This window comes from Verrucomicrobium sp. GAS474, from assembly GCF_900105685.1.
Classification (GTDB): domain Bacteria; phylum Verrucomicrobiota; class Verrucomicrobiia; order Methylacidiphilales; family GAS474; genus GAS474.
On the sequence record NZ_LT629781.1, the window covers coordinates 2,223,414 to 2,245,290 of the forward strand.

Consider the following 21,877-nt stretch of genomic DNA (forward strand, 5'->3'; position numbering starts at 1 on the left):
CGCTTCGGCGTCGCGTCGTGCCCGCGTGTCTTCATGCCGGGCGGAGCGTCGCTGCGCCGAGGCAACGAACAGGAGAGCGATGTGAAAACGTCCCAGTCCGCCATGCCCCGCCATGCCGTGCCCTCGTCCCCGAGGGCCGGAGAGAGAAGAGAATCAGCGACCGAGATCGGGAGGCCGCTGTGAGCGATCTCCTCTACGCCGTCGTCACCGTCGCGCTGTTCGGCGCGGCCCTTGCCTACGCCCATGCGTGCGGGCGCCTCTGAAGAAAGGAAACCCCATGGTCCTCTTCGTCACGCTCCTCGCGCTCGTCCTCCTGGGCTACCTGCTCACGGCCATGATCTGGCCGGAAAAATTCTAACACTCCCCTCATGAACTCTCACGGTTGGATTCAGTTGGCGGTCTTTCTCGGACTGCTCCTCGCCCTCACGAAACCCCTCGGCCTCTACCTCGTCCAGGTGCTCCGTCCCGACGGACGGACCTGGCTCGATCCGGTGCTCCGGCCCGTCGAGCGGTGGACCTACCGCCTCGGCGGCGTCGATCCCGGCAGGGAACAGGACTGGAAGCGCTACACCGTCGCGCTCCTCCTCTTCAGCCTGACGGGGGCGGCCCTCACCTACGTGCTGCTGCGGTGCCAGGGCTGGCTTCCGCTCAATCCGCAGAAGCTCCCGGGGCTCAGCCCCGACCTCGCCTTCAACACGGCGATCAGCTTCACGACGAACACGAACTGGCAGAGCTACGCCGGCGAGTCGACGATGTCGTATCTCTCGCAGATGGTCGCGCTGGTGATCCACAACTTCACCTCGGCGGCGACCGGCATCGCCATCGCCGCCGCGCTGGTGCGGGGCATCGCGCGGCAATCGACGATGACGCTCGGGAACTTCTGGGTCGATCTCGTGAGGGCGACCTACTACCTCCTCCTGCCCATCTCGGTCGTCGTCGCGGTCTTCCTCGTCTCGCAGGGGGTCGTCCAGAACTTCAAGCCCTACGACACGGTCCCCCTCGTCGAGAAGCAGACGATCCAGGTGCCGAAGACCGACGACGCGGGCAACGCCGTGAACGACGCGAAGGGCGACCCCGTCCTGGTCGACCAGGTCGTCGACACCCAGACCGTCGTCCAGGGCCCCGTCGCCTCGCAGGTCGCGATCAAGATGCTCGGGACGAACGGCGGCGGCTACGTCAACGCGAACGCCGCCCACCCCTTCGAGAACCCGACGCCGCTCTCGAACCTCGTCCAGATGCTCCTCATTTTCGCGATCCCGAGCGCCCTGACGTGGTGGCTGGGCCGGACGGTCGGCAACCAGGGCCACGGCTGGGCCGTCTGGGCCGCGATGGCGCTCCTCTTCGTCGGGGCCTTCCTCGTCTGCTGGCATTACGAGGCGGCGGGCAATCCGATCCACGCCGGGCTCGGCGTCGCCGCCGCCGACGGGAACATGGAGGGGAAGGAGGTCCGCTTCGGGATCTTCAACTCGGCCCTCTTCGCCACGGTGACGACCGACGCCTCGTGCGGCGCGGTGAACGCGATGCACGATTCGTTCACCCCGCTCGGCGGGCTCGTCCCGCTCTTCAACATCATGCTCGGCGAGGTCGTCTTCGGCGGCGTCGGCGCGGGGCTCTACGGGATGCTCGTCTTCGTCGTCCTCGGCGTCTTCATCGCCGGGCTGATGATCGGGCGTACCCCCGAATACCTCGGCAAGAAGATCGGGGCGTACGAGGTGAAGATGGCGATGCTCGTCGTCCTCGTCCTCGCCGCCTCGATCCTCGGCTTCAGCGCCTGGGCCTCGGCGAGCGAGTGGGGCAGGGCGGGCCTCAACAACCAGGGCCCCCACGGCCTGAGCGAGATCCTCTACGCCTTCACCTCGGCGACGGGGAACAACGGCAGCGCCTTCGCGGGGCTGACCGCGAACACCCCGTGGTACAACACCACGCTCGGCCTCGCCATGTTCATCGGGCGCTTCCTGATGATCGTCCCGGTGATGGCCCTCGCCGGGGCGCTGGCGGCGAAGAAGCGCGTCCCCGACGGCCCCGGGGCGTTCCCCGTCTCGGGGGCGACCTTCGTCTTCCTCCTCATCGCCACCGTCCTCCTCGTCGGCGCGCTCAACTTCGTCCCCGCGCTGGCCCTCGGCCCCGTCGTCGAGCACTTCCTGATGCGCGGCGGCCAGCTGTTCTAACTTCCACTTCCCTTCCATGAAAACGCATTCTCTCTTCGATCCCCGCATGCTCCTTCCCGCCCTCGGGGATTCGTTCCGGAAGCTCCACCCGGCCCGGCTCTTCAAGAATCCCGTGATGGGCGTCACCGCCGTCGGTGCGCTCCTCACGACCCTCGAGGTTTTCCTCTCGAGCGAGCCGCCGCGCTTCACCGTCCAGATCTCCCTCTGGCTCTGGTTCACCGTCCTCTTCGCCAACTTCGCCGAGGCGATGGCCGAGGGGCGCGGCAAGGCGCAGGCCGCCTCGCTGCGGCAATCGCGGCGCTCGCTGACCGCCCGGAAGCTCGTCCCGCTGGGCTTGGGCATCGGCCAGGTGGTTCCCGCCGAAATGCTGCGCCGCGGGGACCTCATCGTCGTCGAGGCCGGGGAGACGATCCCCTGCGACGGGACGATCGTGAAAGGCGCGGCCACCGTCGACGAGGCGGCGATCACCGGAGAATCGGCCCCCGTCGTCCGCGAGGCGGGCGGCGACCGCAGCTCCGTCACCGGCGGGACGCGGGTCCTTTCGGATCGGCTGGAGATCGAGGTGTCGTCCGAGCCGGGCCACAGCTTCCTCGACCGGATGATCGGCCTCGTCGAGGGGGCGAAACGGCAGAAGACGCCGAACGAGATCGCGCTGACGATCCTCCTCTCGGCCCTCACGATCGTCTTCCTCCTCGTCGTGATGACGCTGATGCCCTTCGGCCTCTACTCGGGCGCCGCGTTCTCGATCACTGTCCTAGTCGCCCTCCTCGTCTGCCTCATCCCGACGACGATCGGCGGCCTCCTCAGCGCCATCGGCATCGCGGGGATCGACCGCCTCGTCCAGAAGAACGTCCTCGCGATGAGCGGCCGCGCCGTCGAGGCGGCGGGCGACGTCGACGTCCTCCTCCTCGACAAGACGGGGACGATCACCCTCGGCAACCGGCAGGCGGTCGAGTTCTTCCCCGCTCCCGGCTTCGACCTGGCGGCGGTGGCCGATGCGGCCCAGCTCGCCTCGCTCGCCGACGAGACGCCCGAGGGGCGGAGCATCGTCACCCTGGCGAAGCAGCACGGCCTCCGCGCCCGTTCGGTCAGCCAGGGCGAGGGCATTCGCTTCGTCCCCTTCACCGCGCAGACCCGGATGAGCGGCGTCGACCTCGCCGGAGCGAACCTCGCCTACCGCAAGGGCGCGGCCGATGCGATCAAGGCCTACGTCGGCGGGATGTTCCCCGCGTCCGTCGAGAAGCGGGTCGGGGAGATCGCCAACCTCGGCGGCACCCCCCTCGTCGTCGCTTCCCGTCCCCTGGACGAGGAGAAGCAGGCCGGAAAGGTGATCGGCGTGATCTACCTGAAGGACGTCGTGAAGGGCGGCCTCGCCGACCGCTTCGCCCGGTTCCGCGCCATGGGGATCCGCACGGTGATGATCACCGGGGACAATCCCCGCACCGCCGCCGCCATCGCGAAGGAGGCGGGCGTCGACGACTACCTCGCCGAGGCGACCCCCGAGGACAAGCTCGCCTACCTCCGCCGGGAGCAGATGGAAGGCCGCCTCGTCGCGATGACCGGCGACGGGACGAACGACGCTCCGGCCCTCGCCCAGGCCGATGTCGGCGTGGCGATGAACACCGGGACCCAGGCGGCGAAGGAGGCCGGGAACATGATCGATCTCGACTCGAACCCGACGAAGCTCATCGAGGTCGTCGAGGTCGGCAAGCAGCTTCTCATGACCCGGGGGGCGTTGACGACGTTCAGTGTCGCGAACGACGTGGCGAAGTACTTCGCCATCCTCCCGGCCATGTTGATGGCGACCTTCCCCGCCGTCGCGCCGCTCAACGTCATGCGTCTGGCGAGCCCGCAGAGCGCGATCCTCAGCGCGGTGATCTTCAACGCCCTGATCATCGTCGCCCTCATCCCGCTCGCCCTGCGCGGCGTCACCTTCCGCCCGATGGGCGCGGCGGCCCTCCTGCGCCGGAACCTCTGCCTCTACGGGCTCGGCGGCCTGCTGGCCCCCTTCGCGGGGATCAAGGCCGTCGACCTTCTCATCACCCACCTCCACCTCATCTAACCGACCATGAATATCGTGAATTCCCTCAAGACCTCCGTCGTCCTCACCGCGATCCTCGCCCTCGTCTGCTGCGGCCTCTACCCCCTCCTCGTCTGGGGGTTGGGGCAGGGCCTCTTTCCGGCCCAGGCCAATGGCAGCCTGATCACGGACCGGCATAACGTCGTCGTCGGATCGGCCCTGCTCGGCCAGCCGTTCGGCGGGGAAACCTACTTCCACCCCCGTCCTTCGGCGGCGGGTCCCGCCGGCTATGACGCCACGGCCTCGGGCGGGACCAACCTCGGGCCGACCTCGAAGAAGCTCGCCGACGCGGTGGCCCAGGCCGTCGCCGCCTACCGGCAGGAGAACGGCCTTTCCGAAACGGCGGAGGTCCCCGCCGATGCCGTCACCTCCTCGGGCAGCGGCCTCGACCCCCACATCAGCCTCCGCAACGCCCTCCTCCAGGCTCCCCGGGTGGCGGCGAAGCGGGGCCTCGCCGAAGGCAAGGTGCGGGCGCTCATCGCCGAGAACACGGATCATCCCTTTCCCCGCTTCCTCGAGGGCGAGCAGCCCCCGGTCAACGTCCTGACGCTCAACCTCGCCCTCGACGGCGTCACGAAGTAGACTGATCCCATGAACGTCAGGCCCTCCCCCGAGGATTTCCTCCGGCTGATCGAGCGTCAGCGCCGGGGGAAGCTCAAGGTCTACCTCGGTTCGGCCGCGGGGGTGGGCAAGACCTATGCGATGCTCGTCGAGGGGCGGCGGCTGCGGGATCTCGGGGTCGATGCGGTCATCGGCTATGTGGAACCCCACGCCCGCCCCGAGACGACGGCGCAAATCGGCGGCCTGGAACGGGTGCCGCCCCGGGAGGTCCGGCTGGGCGGGGGCGGGCCGGCCCTCGCCGAGATGGACCTCGACGCCGTCCTCCGACGGAAGCCGACCGTCGCCCTGGTCGACGAGATGGCCCATACCAACGCCGCCGGAAGCCCGAACGCCAAACGCTACGACGACATCGAGGCGCTGCTCGACGCGGGCATCCACGTCATCACCACGCTCAACGTCCAGCACTTCGAGTCGCTCTGCAACGTCGTCGAGCAGGCGACCGGCATCCGCGTGCGGGAGCGGGTGCCCGACACCCTCATCGCCGAGGCCGACCAGATCGTCAACGTCGACCTCCCCGCCGAGGACCTGATCGATCGCCTGAAGGCCGGAAAAATCTATCCCCCGGAGCAGGCGGCCCGTGCCCTGGAGCATTTCTTCACCGAAGAGAACCTGACCCGCCTCCGTGAAATGGCCCTCTCCGAAGCCGCGAACTTCCTCGACCGGCGGCAGCGGCGGAAAACCGACGCGGAGGCTTCGGCCGCCTCGCCGACGCTCGCCCGCGTCGTCGTCGCCGTCAGCAGCGGCGGACCCCATCCCGAGATCCTGCTCCGCAAGGCCTCGCGCCTGGCGCACCAGCTCAACGGGACCTGGCAGGCCGTCTACGTCCGGACGCCGAGGGAGCATCCCAACCGGCTGTCGCTGGAAATGGAGCGGCGGCTCGCCGCGACCCTGGAAATCGCGCAGAAGATGGGCGGCACCGTCATCGTCCTGAAGGGGGCCGATGTCGTCGCCGCCTTGGCCGGGTTCGCGCGGGAAGCGGGAGCCTCCCACCTCGTCATGGGGAAGCCGGGGGCGAAGCCCCTGTCCCGACTCTTCCGGAAGTCGTGGATTGAGCGGCTGGCGGCGGCCCTTCCCGGCGTCGACATCCTGCTGGGCTAACGCTTCCGCTTCTCCCCCAGTGCCGTCTTGATCTTCGCCAGCGGGAGGGTGTTCATCACGTCTTCCTTTCGCAGCCAGCCCTTGCGGGCGAGCTTCACGCCGATCTTGAGGTAGGCGAGGTCGGAGCCCTTGTGGGCATCGGCGTTGATGACGCACTTCACACCCTTGTCCCGCGCCTTGTGCCACCAGCGCCAATCGAGGTCGAGGCGCCACGGGTTCGCGTTCAGCTCGATCCAGGTACCGGTCTCGGCGGCGCAGTCGATGATCTTGTCGAGGTTCACCGGGTAGGCCTCGCGCTTCAGCAGGAGGCGGCCGGTGGCGTGGCCGAGGATGGTGACGTGCTTGTTCTCCATCGCCTTCGTCAGGCGGCGGGTCATCTCGTCCTCGTCCTTGGTGAAGCCGGCGTGGAGGGAGGCGACGACGTAGTCGAAGCGGCTCAGGAAGGCGTCGTCGAAGTCGAGCTTGCCGTCCTTCAGGATGTCGCACTCGACGCCGCTGAAGAGGTGGATGTCGTGGTCCTTGTCGGGCGTGGCGTTGTATTTCTCGATCGCCTCGATCTGCGCGGCGAAGCGGATCTCGTCGAGGCCGTTGGCCTGGAACGACGACTTCGAGTGGTCGGCGAAGCCGAGGTAGGAGAGGCCGACCCCGCTGGCGGCGATCGCCATTTCCTCCAGGGTGTTCGAGCCGTCGCTGGCGTTGGTGTGGTTGTGGAACGCGCCGCGCAGCTCGGTCCATTCAAGGAGGCGGGGGACCTCGCCCTTCTCGGCGGCCTCGATCTCGCCGAGGTTTTCCCGGAGCTCGGGCGGGATCGGGTCGAGGCCGAGTTCGTGGAAGAGCTGCTCCTCGCTGTAGACGGGGATCTTCTCGATCTCCTCGCCGCCGGGGCCGGTACGGAAGAGGCCCCACTCGCTCATCTTCTTCCCCTGCGCGATGGCCCGCTGGCGGAGGGCCACGTTGTGTTCCTTGCTCCCGGTGAAGTGGTGGAGGGCGGTCGCGAAGTCACGGTCGGGGACGATGCGGAGGTCGCACTGGAGGCCGTCGGCGAGGATGACGCTCGCCTTGGTCTCGCCTTGGCCGAGGATGCGGGTCACCTCGGGAAGGGCGACGAAGGCCTCCATGATCCCCTTCGCGTGCTCGGGGGAGGCCGAGGCGATGAGGTCGATGTCCTTCACGATCTCCTTCCCGCGCCGGAGGCTCCCGGCGACGCTGACGCGGTGGATGTCGGGATGGGTGCGAAGGGTGTCGACGAGGTCCTCGGCGATGTCGAGGACGTCGCCGAGGCGGTGCTGGCTCTGGTAGCTCCGGCGCTGCTCGATCGAGAGGAGAATATTCGCCTCGGTCTTCGCGCCGAATCCGGCGAGGGCCTCGAGCTTCCCTTCCTTGCACGCGGCCTCGAGGGCCGGGATGTCGGCGATCTTCAGCTGCTCGTAGAGGATCTTGATCTTCTTCGGCCCGAGGCCGGGGAGGTCGAAGAGGTCGAAGAGCGTGGCGGGGAATTCGGCGCGGAGTTTCTCGTAGTAACCGAGCTTTCCCGTCTCGACGAGTTCGGTGATCTTCTGCCGCAGGGCGTCGCCGATGCCGGGGACGTCCTTCAGGCGGTCCTCGGCGACGAGGGTGGCGAGGTCTTCGGGGAGTGTTTCGAGGGTCCGGGCCGCCGTCTTGTAGGCGCGGGACTTGAAGGCGTTCTCTCCTTTGAGTTCGAGCAGGAGGGCGATTTCCTCGAGAACGGCGGCAACGGCGGACTTGTCCATCGGGGTACTTTGGCTTAGCGTGGCCAAAAATCAATGGATTGCCTCCCGGCCATGCCAGTTAGTTTCCCCTGGAAACGACGTGCGCTATCGCGCAGGCATTGTCGGCCATCGGATTGTCTGCTGGAATGACACTCTAGCCTTTTCCATGATTGTTCCCGTCCGCTCCCTTGTCCGGTCGAAAGCCCTTTTCGCCGAAGCCCTCACCCTGATCCCCGGCGGGGTCAATTCCCCCGTCCGCGCCTTCCGCAATGTCGGCGGGGAGCCGTTCTTCGCCGAGCGGGCCGCCGGGGCCCGCGTCTGGGACGTCGACGGGAATAGCTACGTCGATTACGTCGGGACGTGGGGCCCCGCGATCCTCGGCCACGCGCCGGAGGCGGTCCTCCGGGCGGTCGGCGTGGCGGCGGCCTCCGGCACCAGCTTCGGCATCCCGACGGCCCGCGAGGTCGAGATGGCGCGGAAGATCGTCTCCTGGGTTCCCTCGGTCGAGAAGGTGCGGATGACGAGCAGCGGAACCGAGGCCTGCATGGCCGCCGTCCGGCTGGCGCGGGGCTTCACCGGGCGTGACAAGCTGATCAAGTTCGAGGGGTGCTACCATGGCCACGGCGATTCCCTCCTCGTGAAGGCGGGCTCCGGCGCGCTGACCCACGGGGAGCCCGACAGCGCGGGCGTCCCTGCCGCCATCGCGGGGCTGACCCTTTCCCTCCCGTTCAACGACCTCGCCGCCGTCCGCGCCGCCTTCGAGCAGAACCGGGGGCAGATCGCCGCCGTGATCGTCGAGCCGGTCCCGGGGAACGTCGGCCTCCTCCTGCCGGAGCCCGGCTTCCACGAAGGGCTCCGCACGCTCTGCGACGCGCACGGCGCGCTCCTGATTTTCGACGAGGTGATGACCGGCTTCCGTCTCGCCAAGGGCGGGGCGCAGGAGGGGATCGGCGTCCGGCCCGATCTCTCCACGTTCGGCAAGGTGATCGGCGGGGGATTCCCCGTCGGGGCCTTCGGCGGGCGGGCCGAGGTGATGGATTGCCTCGCCCCGGTCGGCAAGGTCTACCAGGCCGGGACGCTCTCGGGGAATCCCGTCGCAATGGCGGCGGGGCTGGCGCAGTTGGCCGAATTGGAGCGCCTCGACGGGTTCCGCCGGCTGGAGGAGGTCGGCGCGGCGCTGGAGGCGGGCCTGCGCGGGATCTTCGCGAAGTCGGCCCGATCGGGATCGGTGCAGCTCCATCGGCGCGGCTCGATGTTCTCCCTTTTCTTCACCGCGAAGCCGGTCCGCAACTGCGCCGACGCGATGGCCTCCGACCGGGAGGTCTTCAGGAAGCTCTTCTTCGGCCTGCTGGAACGGGGCGTCTACATCGCGCCCTCGCCCTTCGAGGCCGGGTTCCTCAGCCTGGCCCACGGGGCGGACGAGGTGGAGGAGACGCTCCGGGCGGTCGCCGAGGTGGTGCCGACTCTCTAAATTTTCGTGAAAAAAGTCCTCCTCCTTCTCTCCGCATTCGGGCTGGCCTCGCTGACGACGGCCCAGGCGCAAGTTCCGACGCCGACGCGGATCATGCCGGTGAAGGAGCTGCGCACCGGAATGCACGGGACGACCTACACCGTCCTCCAGGGGAGCGAGATCGTCCCGCTCGACACGGAGATCCTCGGCGTCGCCGAGAACGGCCTCGGGCCAGGCTACGATCTCATCATCGGGAAGCTCGTCGATCCGAAGAGCGCCGTCGTCGAGGCCGTCCACGGGATGAGCGGGAGCCCGCTCTACGTCGACGGGAGGCTGGTCGGGGCGCTCTCCCGCCGCCTCACCCAGTTCGAGAAGGACGGCCACTGCGGCTTCACCCCGATCGAGGACATGCTCCGCATCGAGGGGCCCGACCGCAAGGGGACCTTCGCCTCGCGCCCGGCGAAGCCCGCCCCGGCGTCCGGGGAGCCGCCCTTCGCCGTCGCAGGCCTGATCCGGGGGACGATGGGGGCGGCCTCCGGCGGATCGAACGGCTCTTCGGGTTTTGCGACGCTCGGCGTGCCCCTCTCGATCACCGGCCTTTCGGCGGAACTGACCGGGAAGCTGCTGCGGACCTTCGGCCTCGAAGCCTCGGGCTGGGTGCCGGTCTCCGGCGGCTCGCGGAGCGAGGCCGGGCTGGCCAAGGCCGAGTTGAAGCCCGGTTCCCCCGTCGCCGCCGTCCTGATGACGGGCGATGTCGGCATGGCCGGGACGGGGACGCTGACGTGGCGCGAGGGGAACCGGATCGTCGCCTTCGGCCATCCGATGATGGGCGTCGGGCGGAGCGCCTGGGGGATGGCCCCCGCCGAGATCATCACGACGATCCCGAGCTACCTCTACCCTCACAAGCTTTCCAACACCGGCCCCATCGTCGGCACCATCGCGCAGGACCGCCTTTCCGCGGTCGGCGGGGTCATCGGGCAGATGCCGCCGACGGCGCCCTACCGCATTGCCCGGACCGAGGAGGGGAAGGCGCTCTCCCCGCTCCAGGGAACCTTCATCGCCGATCCCGACTACGCCCCGCTCCTCCTCACCTCGGCGATCGCCGCCGCCGTCGCCTCGGGGAACGAGGAGGGGAGGGCGATCTACCTCCGCGCGCGCGGGCAGGTGACGTTCCGCAACCTCCCGCCCCTCGACCTCGGCGGCGTCTACTCCGGGGAGAACGGCGACCTCATGGCGGCCCTCTCCTCCTTCGTCTCCCCGCTCCAGGCGCTCTACCGCCAGAATTGGCTGAAGCCCGAGGTCGCCGCCCTCGACCTCGCCGTCGAGATGGAACAGGCCCCCCGCGTCTGGACGATCCGCGACGCCCGGCTGGAGACGCCTGAGGTCAGCCTCGGAACGGGCGACCGCCGGGTCTTCGTCGAGGTCGTCCTCCGGGAGGTCAACAAGGGGATCGAGGAGCGCCGCCGCATCGAGGTCCCGCTTCCCGCCGCGCTGAAGGGCGGGGAGATCCGGGTCCGCGTTTCGGGCGCCGATCCGATCGACGACGCGGCGTTCTCCCGGAACGTCGCCTCCCTCAACGATGCGGCGGGCCTCGTCGCCCTCCTCAACCGCCGGAACCTCGAGCACCGCAACGACCGCGTCTACGTCCGCCTGGAGACCGACGCCCCGGGCCGGACCGTCTCCGGGACCGAGATGCCCTCACTCCCCCCCTCGGTCCTCGCCGTGATGGGCGGGACCGACGGCGGTCCCTCGACCTCGACGGCGGCGCTGAGCCAGGCCGTCTGGGCCGAGGGCTCCGCCGACCTCCCCGGCGTCGTCGCCGGGACGAAGGTATTGCGCCTCACGATCACCCCGTAATCCCATATCGCTCCCTCCTTCATGAAGACCCGCCCGCCCGCCCCGCTCGGCCTTTCCCTTGCATTGCTGTTGCTGTCGCTTTCGCCGCTGGCGCTCCATGCGGAGCACCTCCGGGAACTCGTCTACGACAGCTACGCCGGTTTCTCCGACGGGACGAACCGGGGGACGGCGCTGAGCGACGAGGGGGTCCTTTCGTCGGCTCCCTCGCTCGGCGACCTCGTCGATCTCTCGAAGTTCGACGCCGACCAAATCTGGGCGGTCCTCCCGGTCGGCTCGGCCTACTACGTCGGCACCGCGCCGAAGGGCGACCTCTTCCGCGTCTCCGCCGGAGGGGCGGTCGAACGGGCGGCGACGTTCAAGGAGAGCCACGTCTACGCGCTGGCGAAGAACGGGAAGAACGAGGTCTTCGCCGCCACCTCCCCCGACGGCAAGATCTATAAGGTCGGCGGCGGCGGCAAGAGCGAGGTCTGGTTCGAGCCGAAGGAGAAATACATCTGGGCCCTCGCCTTCGACAAGGACGGCAACCTCTACGCCGCCACGGGGACGAACGGGAAGATCTACAAGATCACCGGGCAGAACAAGGGCGCCGTCTTCGCCTCGACCGACGAGGTTCACATCCGCTCCCTCGCCTTCGATGGGAAGGGCGGGCTTTTGGCCGGATCGGCCGAGAGCGGCATCCTTTACCGCGTCGCCACGGACGGGAGCTTCGTCGCCCTCGCCTCGACGGGGGCGCAGGAGATCAACCAGATCGTCCCCGCGGCCGACGGGGCGGTCTGGTTCTCGACCGTCGGCAAGGCGAAGTCCCCCGCCGCGAAGTCGGGCGGCGACGACAAGGAGAAGGAGGCCCTCCTCTCCCTCCTCGCGAAGAGCGGCCTTCCCTCGCTGAAGCGGGGTGACGCCTCGGGCGGCGACGGCGACGATGCCAAGGCCTCCCGCTTCCCCGTGGTGGCGGGCGTCGGCGGCTCGCGCGTCTGGCGTTTCGACGCGGCTTCGGGGGCGCAGCCCCTCTGGGTCGCCCCCGTCGGGGAACCGGTCCTGGCGCTGGCCCTCTCTCCGTCGCCCGACGGGAACGGCATCGTCGCCGGGACGGGCGGGGAGGGCTACCTCTACCGGATCGATCTCCGGGGCCGCGCCACCCGGCTGCTGAAGCTCGACGGCATGGCGCTCTCGACGGTCACTCCGCTTGATGGCTCTTCCCAGCCCCAGTATCTCCTCGGCGGCAGCCATCCCGCCTTCCTGAAGCTCGTCGGCGGGCCGCGCCGCGATGCCGCGTTCTACGAGTCGGGCGTCCTCGACGCCGGTTCCTTCACCACCTGGGGGGCCGTCCGCGCCGAGGGGGAGGGGACCTTCCGGATCGAGACCCGGAGCGGCAACACGCCGAAGCCCGACGCCTCGTGGTACCCGTGGACCGCCCTGCGGGAAAACCGCTCCGTCTCCCCCGCCGCCCGCTATTTCCAATACCGGCTCGATCCCGGCGCGAACGGCTCGGTGACGCGGGTCTCGGTTTCCTACCTGCCGAAGAACCTCCCGCCCCGGATCTCCCGCATCGCCCTCCTCGATCCGGGCGTCGGCTACCTCTCGGTGCCGCCGGCCCCCCAGCCGCCCCAGGCGAAGACGGCGGACCAGATCTACCAGGATGTCTTCGGCTCCGGGATGCGGACCGGCTCCCCGTCCCATTACCAGCCGGTCTTCTCCCGGGGCTACCGGACCGCCGTCTGGCGGGCCGTCGACCCGAACGGCGACACTCTCCTCTATTCCCTTTCGTGCAAGGCCGAGGGCGAGAAGGAGTGGCGTCTGCTGGCGAAGGAGCTGAACGATCCCGTCTTCAGCTGGGACACCACCGGCTGGCCCGACGGCCGCTACCGGCTGAAGGTGACGGCGAGCGACAAGCCCTCCAATCCCGATGCCGACGCCCTCGCCGACACCCTCGTCGGCTCGGTCTTCCTGATCGACAACACGGCCCCCGAGATCCGGGTCGAATCGGGCCGCGCCCGCGCGGTCGCCTTCACCGTCACCGACGAGGCGAGCGGCATCGCCTCCATCTCCGTCTCCAAGGACGGGAACGACTTCAAGGACCTCGTCCCCGTCGAGAACACCCTCGATCCCCGGAAGCAGAGCTTCCGCTACGAGCTGAAGGAGGGGGAAGTGCTCTACATCCGCGCCGAGGACCAATCGGGAAATGTGGCGAGCTTTTTGGTGAAACCCTAGTATTGTAGCTCAAGTCATTCTTACCAAGGAGATCGCTATGCCCCGTTTTCATGTCGCCGCTTACCTTGACCTCACGAAGACCGCCCACGCCTCCCTCTTCAAGGAAGAGGAGGAAATCTGGGAGGTATTGCCGAAGATCAAGGGCTACCTCGACGCCAACCTGAAGCCCGGCCTCCATGGCCGCAGCGTCGGCACGCCCTACATCGGGGAGAGGGTCTTCATCGGGGAGGGGACCGTCGTCGAGCACGGCGCGGTGATCAAGGGCCCCGCCTGGATCGGCAAGAACTGCGAGATCCGCGCCGGGGCCTACATCCGGGAGAACGTCATCGTCGGCGACGGCGCGGTCCTCGGGAACTCGTGCGAATTCAAGAACTCGATCCTCTTCGACGGCGCGCAGGTGCCGCACTACACCTACGTCGGCGACTCGATCCTCGGCTACAAGGCCCACCTCGGCGCGGGGGTCACCCTTTCCAACTTCAAGCTGGCGGGGGACGAGATCACGATCCGGGTCCCGGGTCACGAAAGCATCAAGACCGGCCTGCGGAAATTCGGCGCCATCGTCGGGGACGGGGCCGAGGTCGGCTCGAAGACGGTCCTTAATCCCGGATCGATCCTCGGCAAGGGGGTCGTGATCTACCCCGGCGTCGTCTGGAGCGGCGTCCTGGCCGGGAACATGATCGTGAAGCACCGGCCCCAGTACGAGCTCCGCTTAAAGAGGAAGTAAAAGAGGTAAGAGGACGGAGGGCCGTGGCGGGTTGAAATCGCCCCGTTTTCTGATAGGGTTTCCCCCATGGTTCGCCGGACGGTTCTTTTTCCGCTCCTCCTGCTTTCGCTCCTGGTGCCTCAGGGGCCGGGCCGGGCCGACAGCCTGCTGCTCGATAACGGGGCGATCGACGGCGCTCCCGCCACCTTCGCGCCGCAGGCCGCGGCCAATCCGAATCTCCTCTTCCGCAACGGCCTCACCGACGTCGAGGTAAAGAACGACAGCGGCACCGCTTCGCTGAAGGATCTCGCCGCCGGAACGGTTTGGGGGAGCAAGGCGGTGACCCTCCAGCAGGGGGTGAACGACAAGATCTCCCTCGAAGGCCAGTCGGCGATGAACACGACCCAGACGGGCGACCTGCCGAAGGCGGCGCTCCTCTCCGGTTCCGGTTCCTCGGCGGCCTCGGGGACGACCCGCCTCGCGGCGAAGTGGAAGCCCCTCGACCCGCTCGCCGTCTCCCTCTCGACGACGAGCGAATCGTCCCTCAACCGCGACCGGGAGACCGGGAAGAGCTCCCTGATGCGCGACACCCAGGAGATCAAGACCGAGTGGAAGGCCTTTCCCTCGACGAAGCTCTCCCTGACCTTGGCCCAGGAGAAATTCCAGAGCGACGCCTCCTACGACGCGCGGACGACGGCGACGGCCCGCTTCAGCCAGGCCCTCTGGAAGAGCGGCCTGACGTGGAACGCCGGGCACGGCTGGCGGAACGAGAAGCCCGACAGCACGAACCCGACCTCGACCATGACCGGCGGAGTCAACGAGACCTCCCTCGACTGGGCCCCGGCGAAGGGACGGACCCTCTCCCTCGGCGGCTCGTGGGGCGACATGGACACGGCGGCGACCGCGGCGCGGGAATCGACCCGGAACCTCTTCCTCAACTGGGACCAGAGCCTCTCCCAGCGGCTCCGCCTCCAGATGGGGGCGACCTACGGGACGAAGGTCGACTCGATCGGCGGCACCCCCTACTGGTCGGGCGAGAACGCGACCTTCGACATCGGCCAGACCCTCCTCCTCACCGACACCGCTTCGGCCCGCTTCGAGGTCAACCACTCCATCGCCCAGGAAAACGGCGTCGGATGGAAGACCTCCGAGTCGATCGCGACGTTCTCCCTGCGGAAGCTTTTCTGAGGGCGGCCATCTTCCTTCATGCATCAGAATCACCGGCGGGGGGCTGGTGATGGGGTGGCTTTTGTCCCAGAGTGGGTTTCCTTCTTCTCTCCGTTTGCCGCGTTAACTTCAGATCGCGCGGCGAATCGTCTTCCATTCAATCAGGAGAGAAGAAGGCGGAACGGGAAGCCCCGGTTCCGTGCGCTGTTCCGGGGGGGATGTCAGCTTCACCTTCGGCGGGTTCCTCGTTTATCCGGGACCGGCCGATGAAAGAAAGAACTCCCAGTCATGTTCGACCATCTTCAGGAAAAAATCGGGCACACCCTCCACATCGGAAACCATTCCCATGCCGAGCCGGTCCACGGCACCGCCAATGATCTGCAGGGGCAGATCGCGGCCCTCCATCGTTCCCAGGCGGTGATCGAGTTCGAGCCCGACGGGACGATCGTCTGGGCGAACGACAATTTCCTCGCCACCATGGGCTATTCCCTCAAGGAAATCGTCCGGCAGCACCACAGCATGTTCCTCGACGAGGCGACGACCGACCTCGACGCATACCAACGCTTCTGGGACAAGCTCGGTCGGGGCGAATACGATTCCGGCCGCTACAAGCGGGTCACCAAGGCCGGGGACGAGGTCTGGCTCCAGGCCAGCTACAATCCGATCTTCGACCGCTCGGGACGGCCCGTGAAGGTCATCAAATACGCGACCGACATCACGGCCGAAGTCCTCCGCAACGCCGACGTCGCCGGGCAGCTCGCCGCGATCAACCGGGCGCAGGCCGTGATCGAGTTCGACCTCGACGGGACGATCCTCTCGGCGAACGAGAACTTCCTCCACGCCACCGGCTACGCCCTGCGGGAGATCGAGGGCCACCATCACCGGATGTTCCTCACGCCCGAGGAAAGCGCGAGCCAGGCCTACCGTGAATTCTGGCAGCGCCTCGGGGCGGGGGAATACGTCAAGGGGCAATACCGGCGGGTCGGCAAGGGAGGGAGGCCGATCTGGCTCCAGGCCAGCTACAATCCGATCTTCGATGCCGACGGGCGGCCGTTCAAGGTGGTGAAGTACGCCACCGACGTGACGGCCCATGTCGTGGCGCTGACGACGCTCCAGGACGAGATCGGCCAGCTCGCCGCCGTGATCCAGCAGAACGCGGGCCACGCCCGGCGGGCCGACCAGGTCTCCCTCACCGCCTCGGACACCACGCTGAAGGGGCAGACCGTCGTCTCCGAGGCGGTGACGAACATGTCGGCGATCGCCGACAGCTCGAAGCAGATTGGGAAGATCGTCGGGATCATCGAGGGGATCGCGTTCCAGACGAATATCCTCGCGCTGAACGCCGCCGTCGAGGCGGCCCGCGCGGGCGAGTCGGGGGCCGGGTTCGCCGTCGTCGCCGAGGAGGTCCGTTCCCTCGCCCATCGGAGCGCGAACTCGGCCAAGGACATCTCGGCCCTCATCGGCGAGGCGCTCCAGCGGATCGAGGCCGGACGGGAGCGGGTCGAGTCGGTCGGGACGACGATGGAGACGGTCTTCACCTCGATCAAGGAGGTCGGCGTCACGATGGCCGAGATCCTCGGGGCCGCCGAGAGGCAGGAATCGGGCATGAAGCGGATCAACGCCGCCATCGTCGAGCTCGACCACTCGACGGGAGAGGCCGAGCCCGGGGCGAGTTAGAACCTAGTGGTAGGGGAGCGACCAGGCCGCCCCCTTCTGGATCGCCTCCCGCAGGTGGGCGAAGGTGTAGAAGAAATCGCCCTGCGTCCCGCCGGTGCCGTAGTGGTCGGCGAGCGGCATGACGATCAGCTGCTTCGGGGTCGGCGCGGGGATCGCGTTGAACGCGGCGATCGCGCCCGAGGGACGGGCGGCGATGTCGAGGAGGGCGACGCCGATGATCGTCGGGCAGTGGATCCGCTCGGCGAAATAGATCCCGTCGAAGTAGCCCGCCGTCTCCTTGATCTTCGCCAGGTCCTTGCCCTGGGGATTGTACTTCGAGATCCACGGCGGCCACCCCGCCGCGCGGGGCGGCGTCGCGAGGGGGCCGTAGACGTCGCAGCCGGAGGGGACGTCGATCACCATCGCCGTCACCTTCGGGGAAAGGGCGGCGGCGGCGAACGACTGCATCCCGCCCTGGGAGACGCCGGTGATGATGAGGGTCTTGCCGTCCCACTCCGGCATCGAGGCGACGTAGTCGATCCCCCGGACGCAGCCGAGGAACATCCTGAGGAAATAGCAGCTCTCCCGGCTCTCGTTCCCGATGGAGAGGTAGTCCTTCAGCTCCGTCTCCTTCATCTTCTTGTAGAACTCGGGAGCCTCGTCGATGGGGAGGTCGTGGGCGTTCACGTTGAGGACGATCCATCCCGGCTTCGCGTAGGCGAGCACGGAGCCCTTGTCGAGGGCGCTGACCCCCGCGCTGTTGAAGATGAGGAGCGCCGGATATTTCTGCTCCTTGGCCGGTTTGGCGAGGAGGGCCTCCATGTGGGTGCCGCGGATATTGTCGGTCGTCAGCTTGAAGGCTTCCATCCCTTCCGCGCCCTTGACGCCCTCGAGGCTCATCGGCTCGAGCTTGGGATTGGGCGGGACCTCGGCGAGTTCCCTCAGCTTTTCCTGCCAGAAGGCGTCGAAGTCGGCGGGGGCGGGCAGCGCCGCCGCCAGCTTCTCCGGGGCGAAGACCGCGCCGCCCATGGCGATGGGGAGGAGCTTGCCCTTGTCCATCGACATGACCTCGACGAGGAGCGCCCCCGCCTCGGCCCGCGTGCCGGAGATCGTCGCGGGCCCGGCCGTGAGGTCGAGCGTCCCGCTGCCGACGACCGTCGCCGCGTCCTGCTTCACGGCGTAGGGGAGGGCCGTCAGCCCGGCGCGGTCGCCGACGACGTCGACCGTCCACGTCACCTTCTCGTTGAGCTCGTAGATCCCGGTCGCCTTGTCGGGGACGAGGGTGATCTTGACCTTGGCTTCGTCAGCCCGCGCGGAGAAGGCGGAGAGGAGGGCGAGGGCGAGGGCGGCGAGAGGGGTGAAGCGAAAACGCATAAAGAGCCATGAAGGCGATGACATCCTATTTCATGGGACGGAGAGATGAAGACAACGTTTGTGCTTTCAATAGAACGGAGGTTCCTAAAGAAAATCAGCCTGAGTTCTATTGAGAGTATAAACGTTTTGTGGCGAGCGGTTCGATTGTGCGTAACGTGATTTTCGTCCAGGAAAAAACGTCGTCGCCAAACACCGAGGCGTTTCATTCAACTTCAATCGCAGGGGATAGAGATCAAAAGGGGATCCAGGAGCACTGAATTATGAATAGACCTCTCAATGCGGGAGCCTGCCTGGCTTCCATGGCACTGGCCGCTTTGGCCTTTCTTTCAACCACCTCGACGAGCCCCGCCGCCCCGCCCGCAGGCTACACCCAGGTCTGGGCCGACGAGTTCAACGGCACCGCGCTCGACACGGGGCATTGGTACTACGACCATCCCGGCTATTACCGGAGCGCCTACAACGACCCGAGCGCGGTGAGCGTCGGGGGCGGGAACCTCTCGATCACCGTCTACACCGACGCCAGCGGGAAGGATTACTCGGCGATCCTCGACACCCGGTTCAAGTATCAGCCCCTCTACGGCTATATCGAGGCGCGGATCAGCACCGTCAACACCGGCGGGAACTGGTCGGCGTTCTGGATGTGGGTCGATTCCTACGGCGGCACCGGCGCCGCGCCCTATCATCCCCACACCGACGGCACCGAGGCCGACATCATGGAGCATCGTGCCCTCGACGGGTACCAGAACAACATCTCCGACCTCGTCGATTCGGCGCTCCACTGGGACAACTACAACGCCGACGAGAAGAACGCCACCAACGGGCTGCGCGGCGCGGGCCTCGGTACCGGCTACCACACCTACGGCCTCCTCTGGACGCCGACCTCGCAGACCTTCTACATCGACGGCGTCTACCAATACACGATCAACGACGATCCGCAGGCCGATCCGCCGACCCAGCCCGGCACGCCGAACCCGACGACGGGACCGATCTCCCACATCAGCGAGTTCCTGATCCTGAGCACCGAGGTGCTGAGTAACAGTTGGGCGGGCAACCGCCCCGCCGGGGGCTACGGCTCCCTCGCGACCAGCACGACGAAGATGAACGTCGACTACGTCCGGGTCTACCAGCGCAATCCGACGGCCCCCCTCGCGCCGACCGACGTGACGGCGGCGAACACCTCAACCGGCACCGTCAACCTCGGTTGGGAACTGCCCGACAACGCCCCCTACTACAACATCAAGCGGTCGACCGTCCCCGGCGGCCCCTATGCCGTCATCGCCACGAACGTCGGCGTCCAGGACCAGAAGAACAACCTCTGCTACGCCGACACCACCGCCGCCCCCGGCACGACCTACTACTACGTCGTTTCCGCCCTCAACGGCGGGCTGGAGGGACCGAACAGCGCCGAGGTGACGAACAACGCCGCGGGCCAGCCGAACTACGTCCACGGCGGCCTCTGGTCGGCGCAGGGTCTCTTCACCGGGCAGCCGAGCGGCGCCCACATGCTCCAGAACGTCGCCGTCGCCGCCAACACGAACTACGAGGCCGGCGTCTGGGTGAGGGGAAGCGGCGGGCGCATCCGGCTGCTGGCGAAGAACTCGGGCAGCCCCTACACGGCCCTCGCCTCGCAGCTCATCTATCCGACGGAGGAATGGACCTACTACAGCGTCACCTTCAACACGGGCGCGTTGACTTCCGTCGCCTTCTACATCGACGACTACTCCGACAGCGTCGCCACGGTCTCGGTCGACGATACCTTCCTGGGGCTCCCCGGCGGGGCGAATCTCCTCGCGAATCCCGGGTTCGAGACCGGGACCTTCGCCTCGTGGAACGTCAATCCGGGTCCCGTCTGGACCCCGAGGCAGGCCGTGGGCATGTCGCCCAACGTCCACTCGGGGACCGAATCGGCGAAGGGCGAATTCAGCGGCGTCCCGAGCTACACCTCATGCCTTCAGACGAAGACCCTTGCCGCCAATACCGACTATGTCGCGGGACTTTGGGTGAAGGGAACCGGGACGATCCGCCTCCTGATCCGCGACGGCCTCACCTACGAGAACTTCACGAGCCGGTTCATCTACGCCACGGAGGCCTGGACCTATTACACCCTCCCGTTCAACTCCGGCACCCACACCACGGTGAACTTCTTCTTCAACGACTCTTCGACCATCGAGGGGACGGTCCACGTCGATGACGCCTTCCTCGGTCTCGCCGTCGGCCCCAACCTGCTGACCAATCCGGGGTTTGAAAGCGGCAGCACCGGCTGGACGATCTATTCCGGCTCGGTCTGGACGCCGGGGGCCTGGTAAGGAGGGGGGGGCAGGGGCGGTCCAAGGGGGCCGCTCAGGCCATCGCGACCTGGAAGGACGGGCGGATCAGGCTCGCCGGACGGCGACGTTCGGCGTCCGTCGGGGCGGGGGTTGCCGTCGGGCGCGGACGGCGGAGATCGTCGAGGAGGGCCTGGATCGCCGTGGGATCGGCGATGCCCCGCCGATGGAGGGCGGCGGCGATCTGCGGGATGCCGTTCTGTTCCCGGGCGGTGATGAGGCCCGGTTCGAGGCGGTGCAGGGCGCGGAGGAACGACCTCAGGATCGGCACCTCGTCGGTCGCGAGGAGGAGGTAGTAAATGGCGTTGTGGCCCTCGGCGTCGGTGTCCTCGATGCCGAGGCCCCGCGCGATGAGGGGCGCGGCGAGATCAAGGCGCTGCTTCGCCAGGGCGGCGAGGAGGGGCGATTCCTCGAGGGTCTTGACCGGCCGCCAGGCTCTTCCCTCGATCTGGAAGATTTCCCGGAACATCCGCTGATCGCCGGTATCGACGGCGGAGAGGAGCGCCCTGCGGAAGATGTCGCCGGGCCGGGGCGCGCCATCGCCGGGCACCGCGGTGGCCGCAGGCGGGGTGAGGAGGGTCTCCCAGTCGACGCGCTGCCGGAGGAGAGTGAGGAGGCCCGAATCTTCGCGGACCTTCGCGAGGTCGAGGGCGTTGAGGCCGCCGCAATCGGGAATCAGCGGATTGGCCCCCCGGTCGAGGAGGAGGGTGACCATCCGGTCGCATTCCTCCAGGCGGGTGAGGGCGATCTGGATCGGGGTCCGCCCGTAGAGGTCGAGGGCGTTGACGTCGGCGCCGAGGGCGAGGAGCTGCTCGACGTTGAGGGTCTCGTTCTGGGAGACGGCGGCGTGGAGCGGCTTCGAACCGTTGTCGGGGCTCGGCACATTGGGATCGCCTCCCCGGGAGCAGAGGAGCGGGATCAGGCTGTCGATCGTCCGCGTCATGGCGGCGGCGCGCATGATCGTCCCGTGGAGGGTGTGGGGGGCGTTCGGGTCGGCACCATGCTCGAGGAGCGCCTCGAGGACCCGGGGGGACTGCGCGTCCATCGCCTCCTCGAGGGGATGCTTGTCGTCCTTCGGGCTGAGCCGGTCCATCGAAAAGCCCATCTCGTGAAGCGGGGCGATGCAATGGTGGGCGTGATGGAGGATGGCGAGGGAGAGGAGGTCGTTGCCGCCGAAGCGGTAGTTGCTCGGGAGACCGGGAAGGTGGCGGGCGGCGAGATGGAGGTTCTCGACGTGATTCTCGCGCAGAGCTCGAGCCAGTCTTTCATCGAGCTCGAGGGAGGCGGTGGGAGAAAAGAAAGTCGTCACCATGCGATCGTGCCGCCAGAGTCGTGCCAAGAAGGGTGTCTCTATTTTAAGTTATTTATGATAAATGGGTTGTGTCTTTTGTTGCGTATCGGGTCCTCTTTCTTACCCCCCTAATTCTGCAAGAATCGGCGG

General features: G+C 67.6%; 15 protein-coding genes. 12 read left to right on the top strand and 3 right to left on the bottom strand.

From position 1 onward, the window contains the following. Window positions 1-247: 247 nt before the first annotated feature. The 5 genes from BLU04_RS16450 to BLU04_RS09230 are packed head-to-tail and all read left to right on the top strand — an operon-like array spanning window position 248 to window position 5,967. Window positions 248-358, top strand: coding sequence for a potassium-transporting ATPase subunit F (locus tag BLU04_RS16450; RefSeq protein WP_157895242.1), 111 nt, complete (start codon window positions 248-250; stop codon window positions 356-358). Between the two features lie 10 nt (window positions 359-368). Continuing rightward, complete coding sequence (gene kdpA, locus BLU04_RS09215) at window positions 369-2,168, top strand: potassium-transporting ATPase subunit KdpA (protein WP_093284989.1); 1,800 nt, start codon at window positions 369-371, stop codon at window positions 2,166-2,168. Window positions 2,169-2,184: 16 nt separating this feature from the next. Next, entirely contained in the window at window positions 2,185-4,230 is a 2,046-nt protein-coding gene (gene kdpB, locus BLU04_RS09220; protein WP_093284991.1) for a potassium-transporting ATPase subunit KdpB, read from the top strand. A gap of 6 nt (window positions 4,231-4,236) precedes the next feature. Next, on the top strand, window positions 4,237-4,830 hold the full coding sequence (gene kdpC, locus BLU04_RS09225) for a K(+)-transporting ATPase subunit C (protein ID WP_093284994.1): 594 nt from the start codon (window positions 4,237-4,239) through the stop codon (window positions 4,828-4,830). Between the two features lie 9 nt (window positions 4,831-4,839). After that, the gene (locus BLU04_RS09230; protein WP_093284996.1) at window positions 4,840-5,967 is read left to right on the top strand and encodes a universal stress protein; all 1,128 of its coding nucleotides are present in this window, start codon (window positions 4,840-4,842) and stop codon (window positions 5,965-5,967) included. On the opposite strand, the gene polX is transcribed toward BLU04_RS09230, so the two are convergent. Continuing rightward, window positions 5,964-7,718, bottom strand: a complete 1,755-nt coding sequence (polX, locus tag BLU04_RS09235) for a DNA polymerase/3'-5' exonuclease PolX (RefSeq protein ID WP_093284999.1) — start codon at window positions 7,716-7,718, stop codon at window positions 5,964-5,966. The genes BLU04_RS09230 and polX overlap by 4 nt on opposite strands. 145 nt (window positions 7,719-7,863) lie before the next feature. Here polX and hemL point away from each other — a divergent pair, with 145 nt between their 5' ends. The 6 genes from hemL (at window position 7,864) to BLU04_RS17170 (ending at window position 16,759) form a co-directional block, all read left to right on the top strand. Continuing rightward, window positions 7,864-9,168, top strand: a complete 1,305-nt coding sequence (gene hemL, locus BLU04_RS09240; protein WP_093285001.1) for a glutamate-1-semialdehyde 2,1-aminomutase — start codon at window positions 7,864-7,866, stop codon at window positions 9,166-9,168. 6 nt (window positions 9,169-9,174) lie between these two features. Beyond that, window positions 9,175-11,004: a hypothetical protein gene (locus tag BLU04_RS09245; RefSeq protein ID WP_093285003.1), complete on the top strand. Its 1,830-nt coding sequence runs from the start codon at window positions 9,175-9,177 to the stop codon at window positions 11,002-11,004. Window positions 11,005-11,025: 21 nt separating this feature from the next. Continuing rightward, a complete protein-coding gene (locus BLU04_RS09250; protein WP_093285006.1) occupies window positions 11,026-13,212 on the top strand; it encodes a hypothetical protein in 2,187 nt (728 codons plus the stop codon). A gap of 37 nt (window positions 13,213-13,249) precedes the next feature. Continuing rightward, window positions 13,250-13,936, top strand: coding sequence for a UDP-N-acetylglucosamine diphosphorylase (locus BLU04_RS09255; protein ID WP_093285009.1), 687 nt, complete (start codon window positions 13,250-13,252; stop codon window positions 13,934-13,936). 66 nt (window positions 13,937-14,002) lie between these two features. After that, window positions 14,003-15,103, top strand: coding sequence for a hypothetical protein (locus BLU04_RS09260; protein WP_093285011.1), 1,101 nt, complete (start codon window positions 14,003-14,005; stop codon window positions 15,101-15,103). A gap of 267 nt (window positions 15,104-15,370) precedes the next feature. Continuing rightward, window positions 15,371-16,759 carry a methyl-accepting chemotaxis protein gene (locus BLU04_RS17170; RefSeq protein ID WP_093285014.1) on the top strand — a complete coding sequence of 463 codons (1,389 nt, stop codon included), beginning with the start codon at window positions 15,371-15,373 and terminating at the stop codon, window positions 16,757-16,759. Window positions 16,760-16,762: 3 nt separating this feature from the next. Here the strand turns inward: BLU04_RS17170 and BLU04_RS09270 are convergent, their stop codons facing one another. After that, window positions 16,763-18,112, bottom strand: coding sequence for an acetylxylan esterase (locus BLU04_RS09270; RefSeq protein ID WP_157895243.1), 1,350 nt, complete (start codon window positions 18,110-18,112; stop codon window positions 16,763-16,765). Between the two features lie 260 nt (window positions 18,113-18,372). On the opposite strand from BLU04_RS09270, the gene BLU04_RS09275 reads away from it, so the two are divergent. Continuing rightward, a complete protein-coding gene (locus BLU04_RS09275; protein WP_093285019.1) occupies window positions 18,373-20,418 on the top strand; it encodes a carbohydrate binding domain-containing protein in 2,046 nt (681 codons plus the stop codon). A gap of 34 nt (window positions 20,419-20,452) precedes the next feature. Here BLU04_RS09275 and BLU04_RS09280 read toward each other — a convergent pair whose 3' ends face one another. Beyond that, window positions 20,453-21,748, bottom strand: a complete 1,296-nt coding sequence (locus BLU04_RS09280) for an ankyrin repeat domain-containing protein (protein WP_093285022.1) — start codon at window positions 21,746-21,748, stop codon at window positions 20,453-20,455. Window positions 21,749-21,877: the final 129 nt, after the last annotated feature.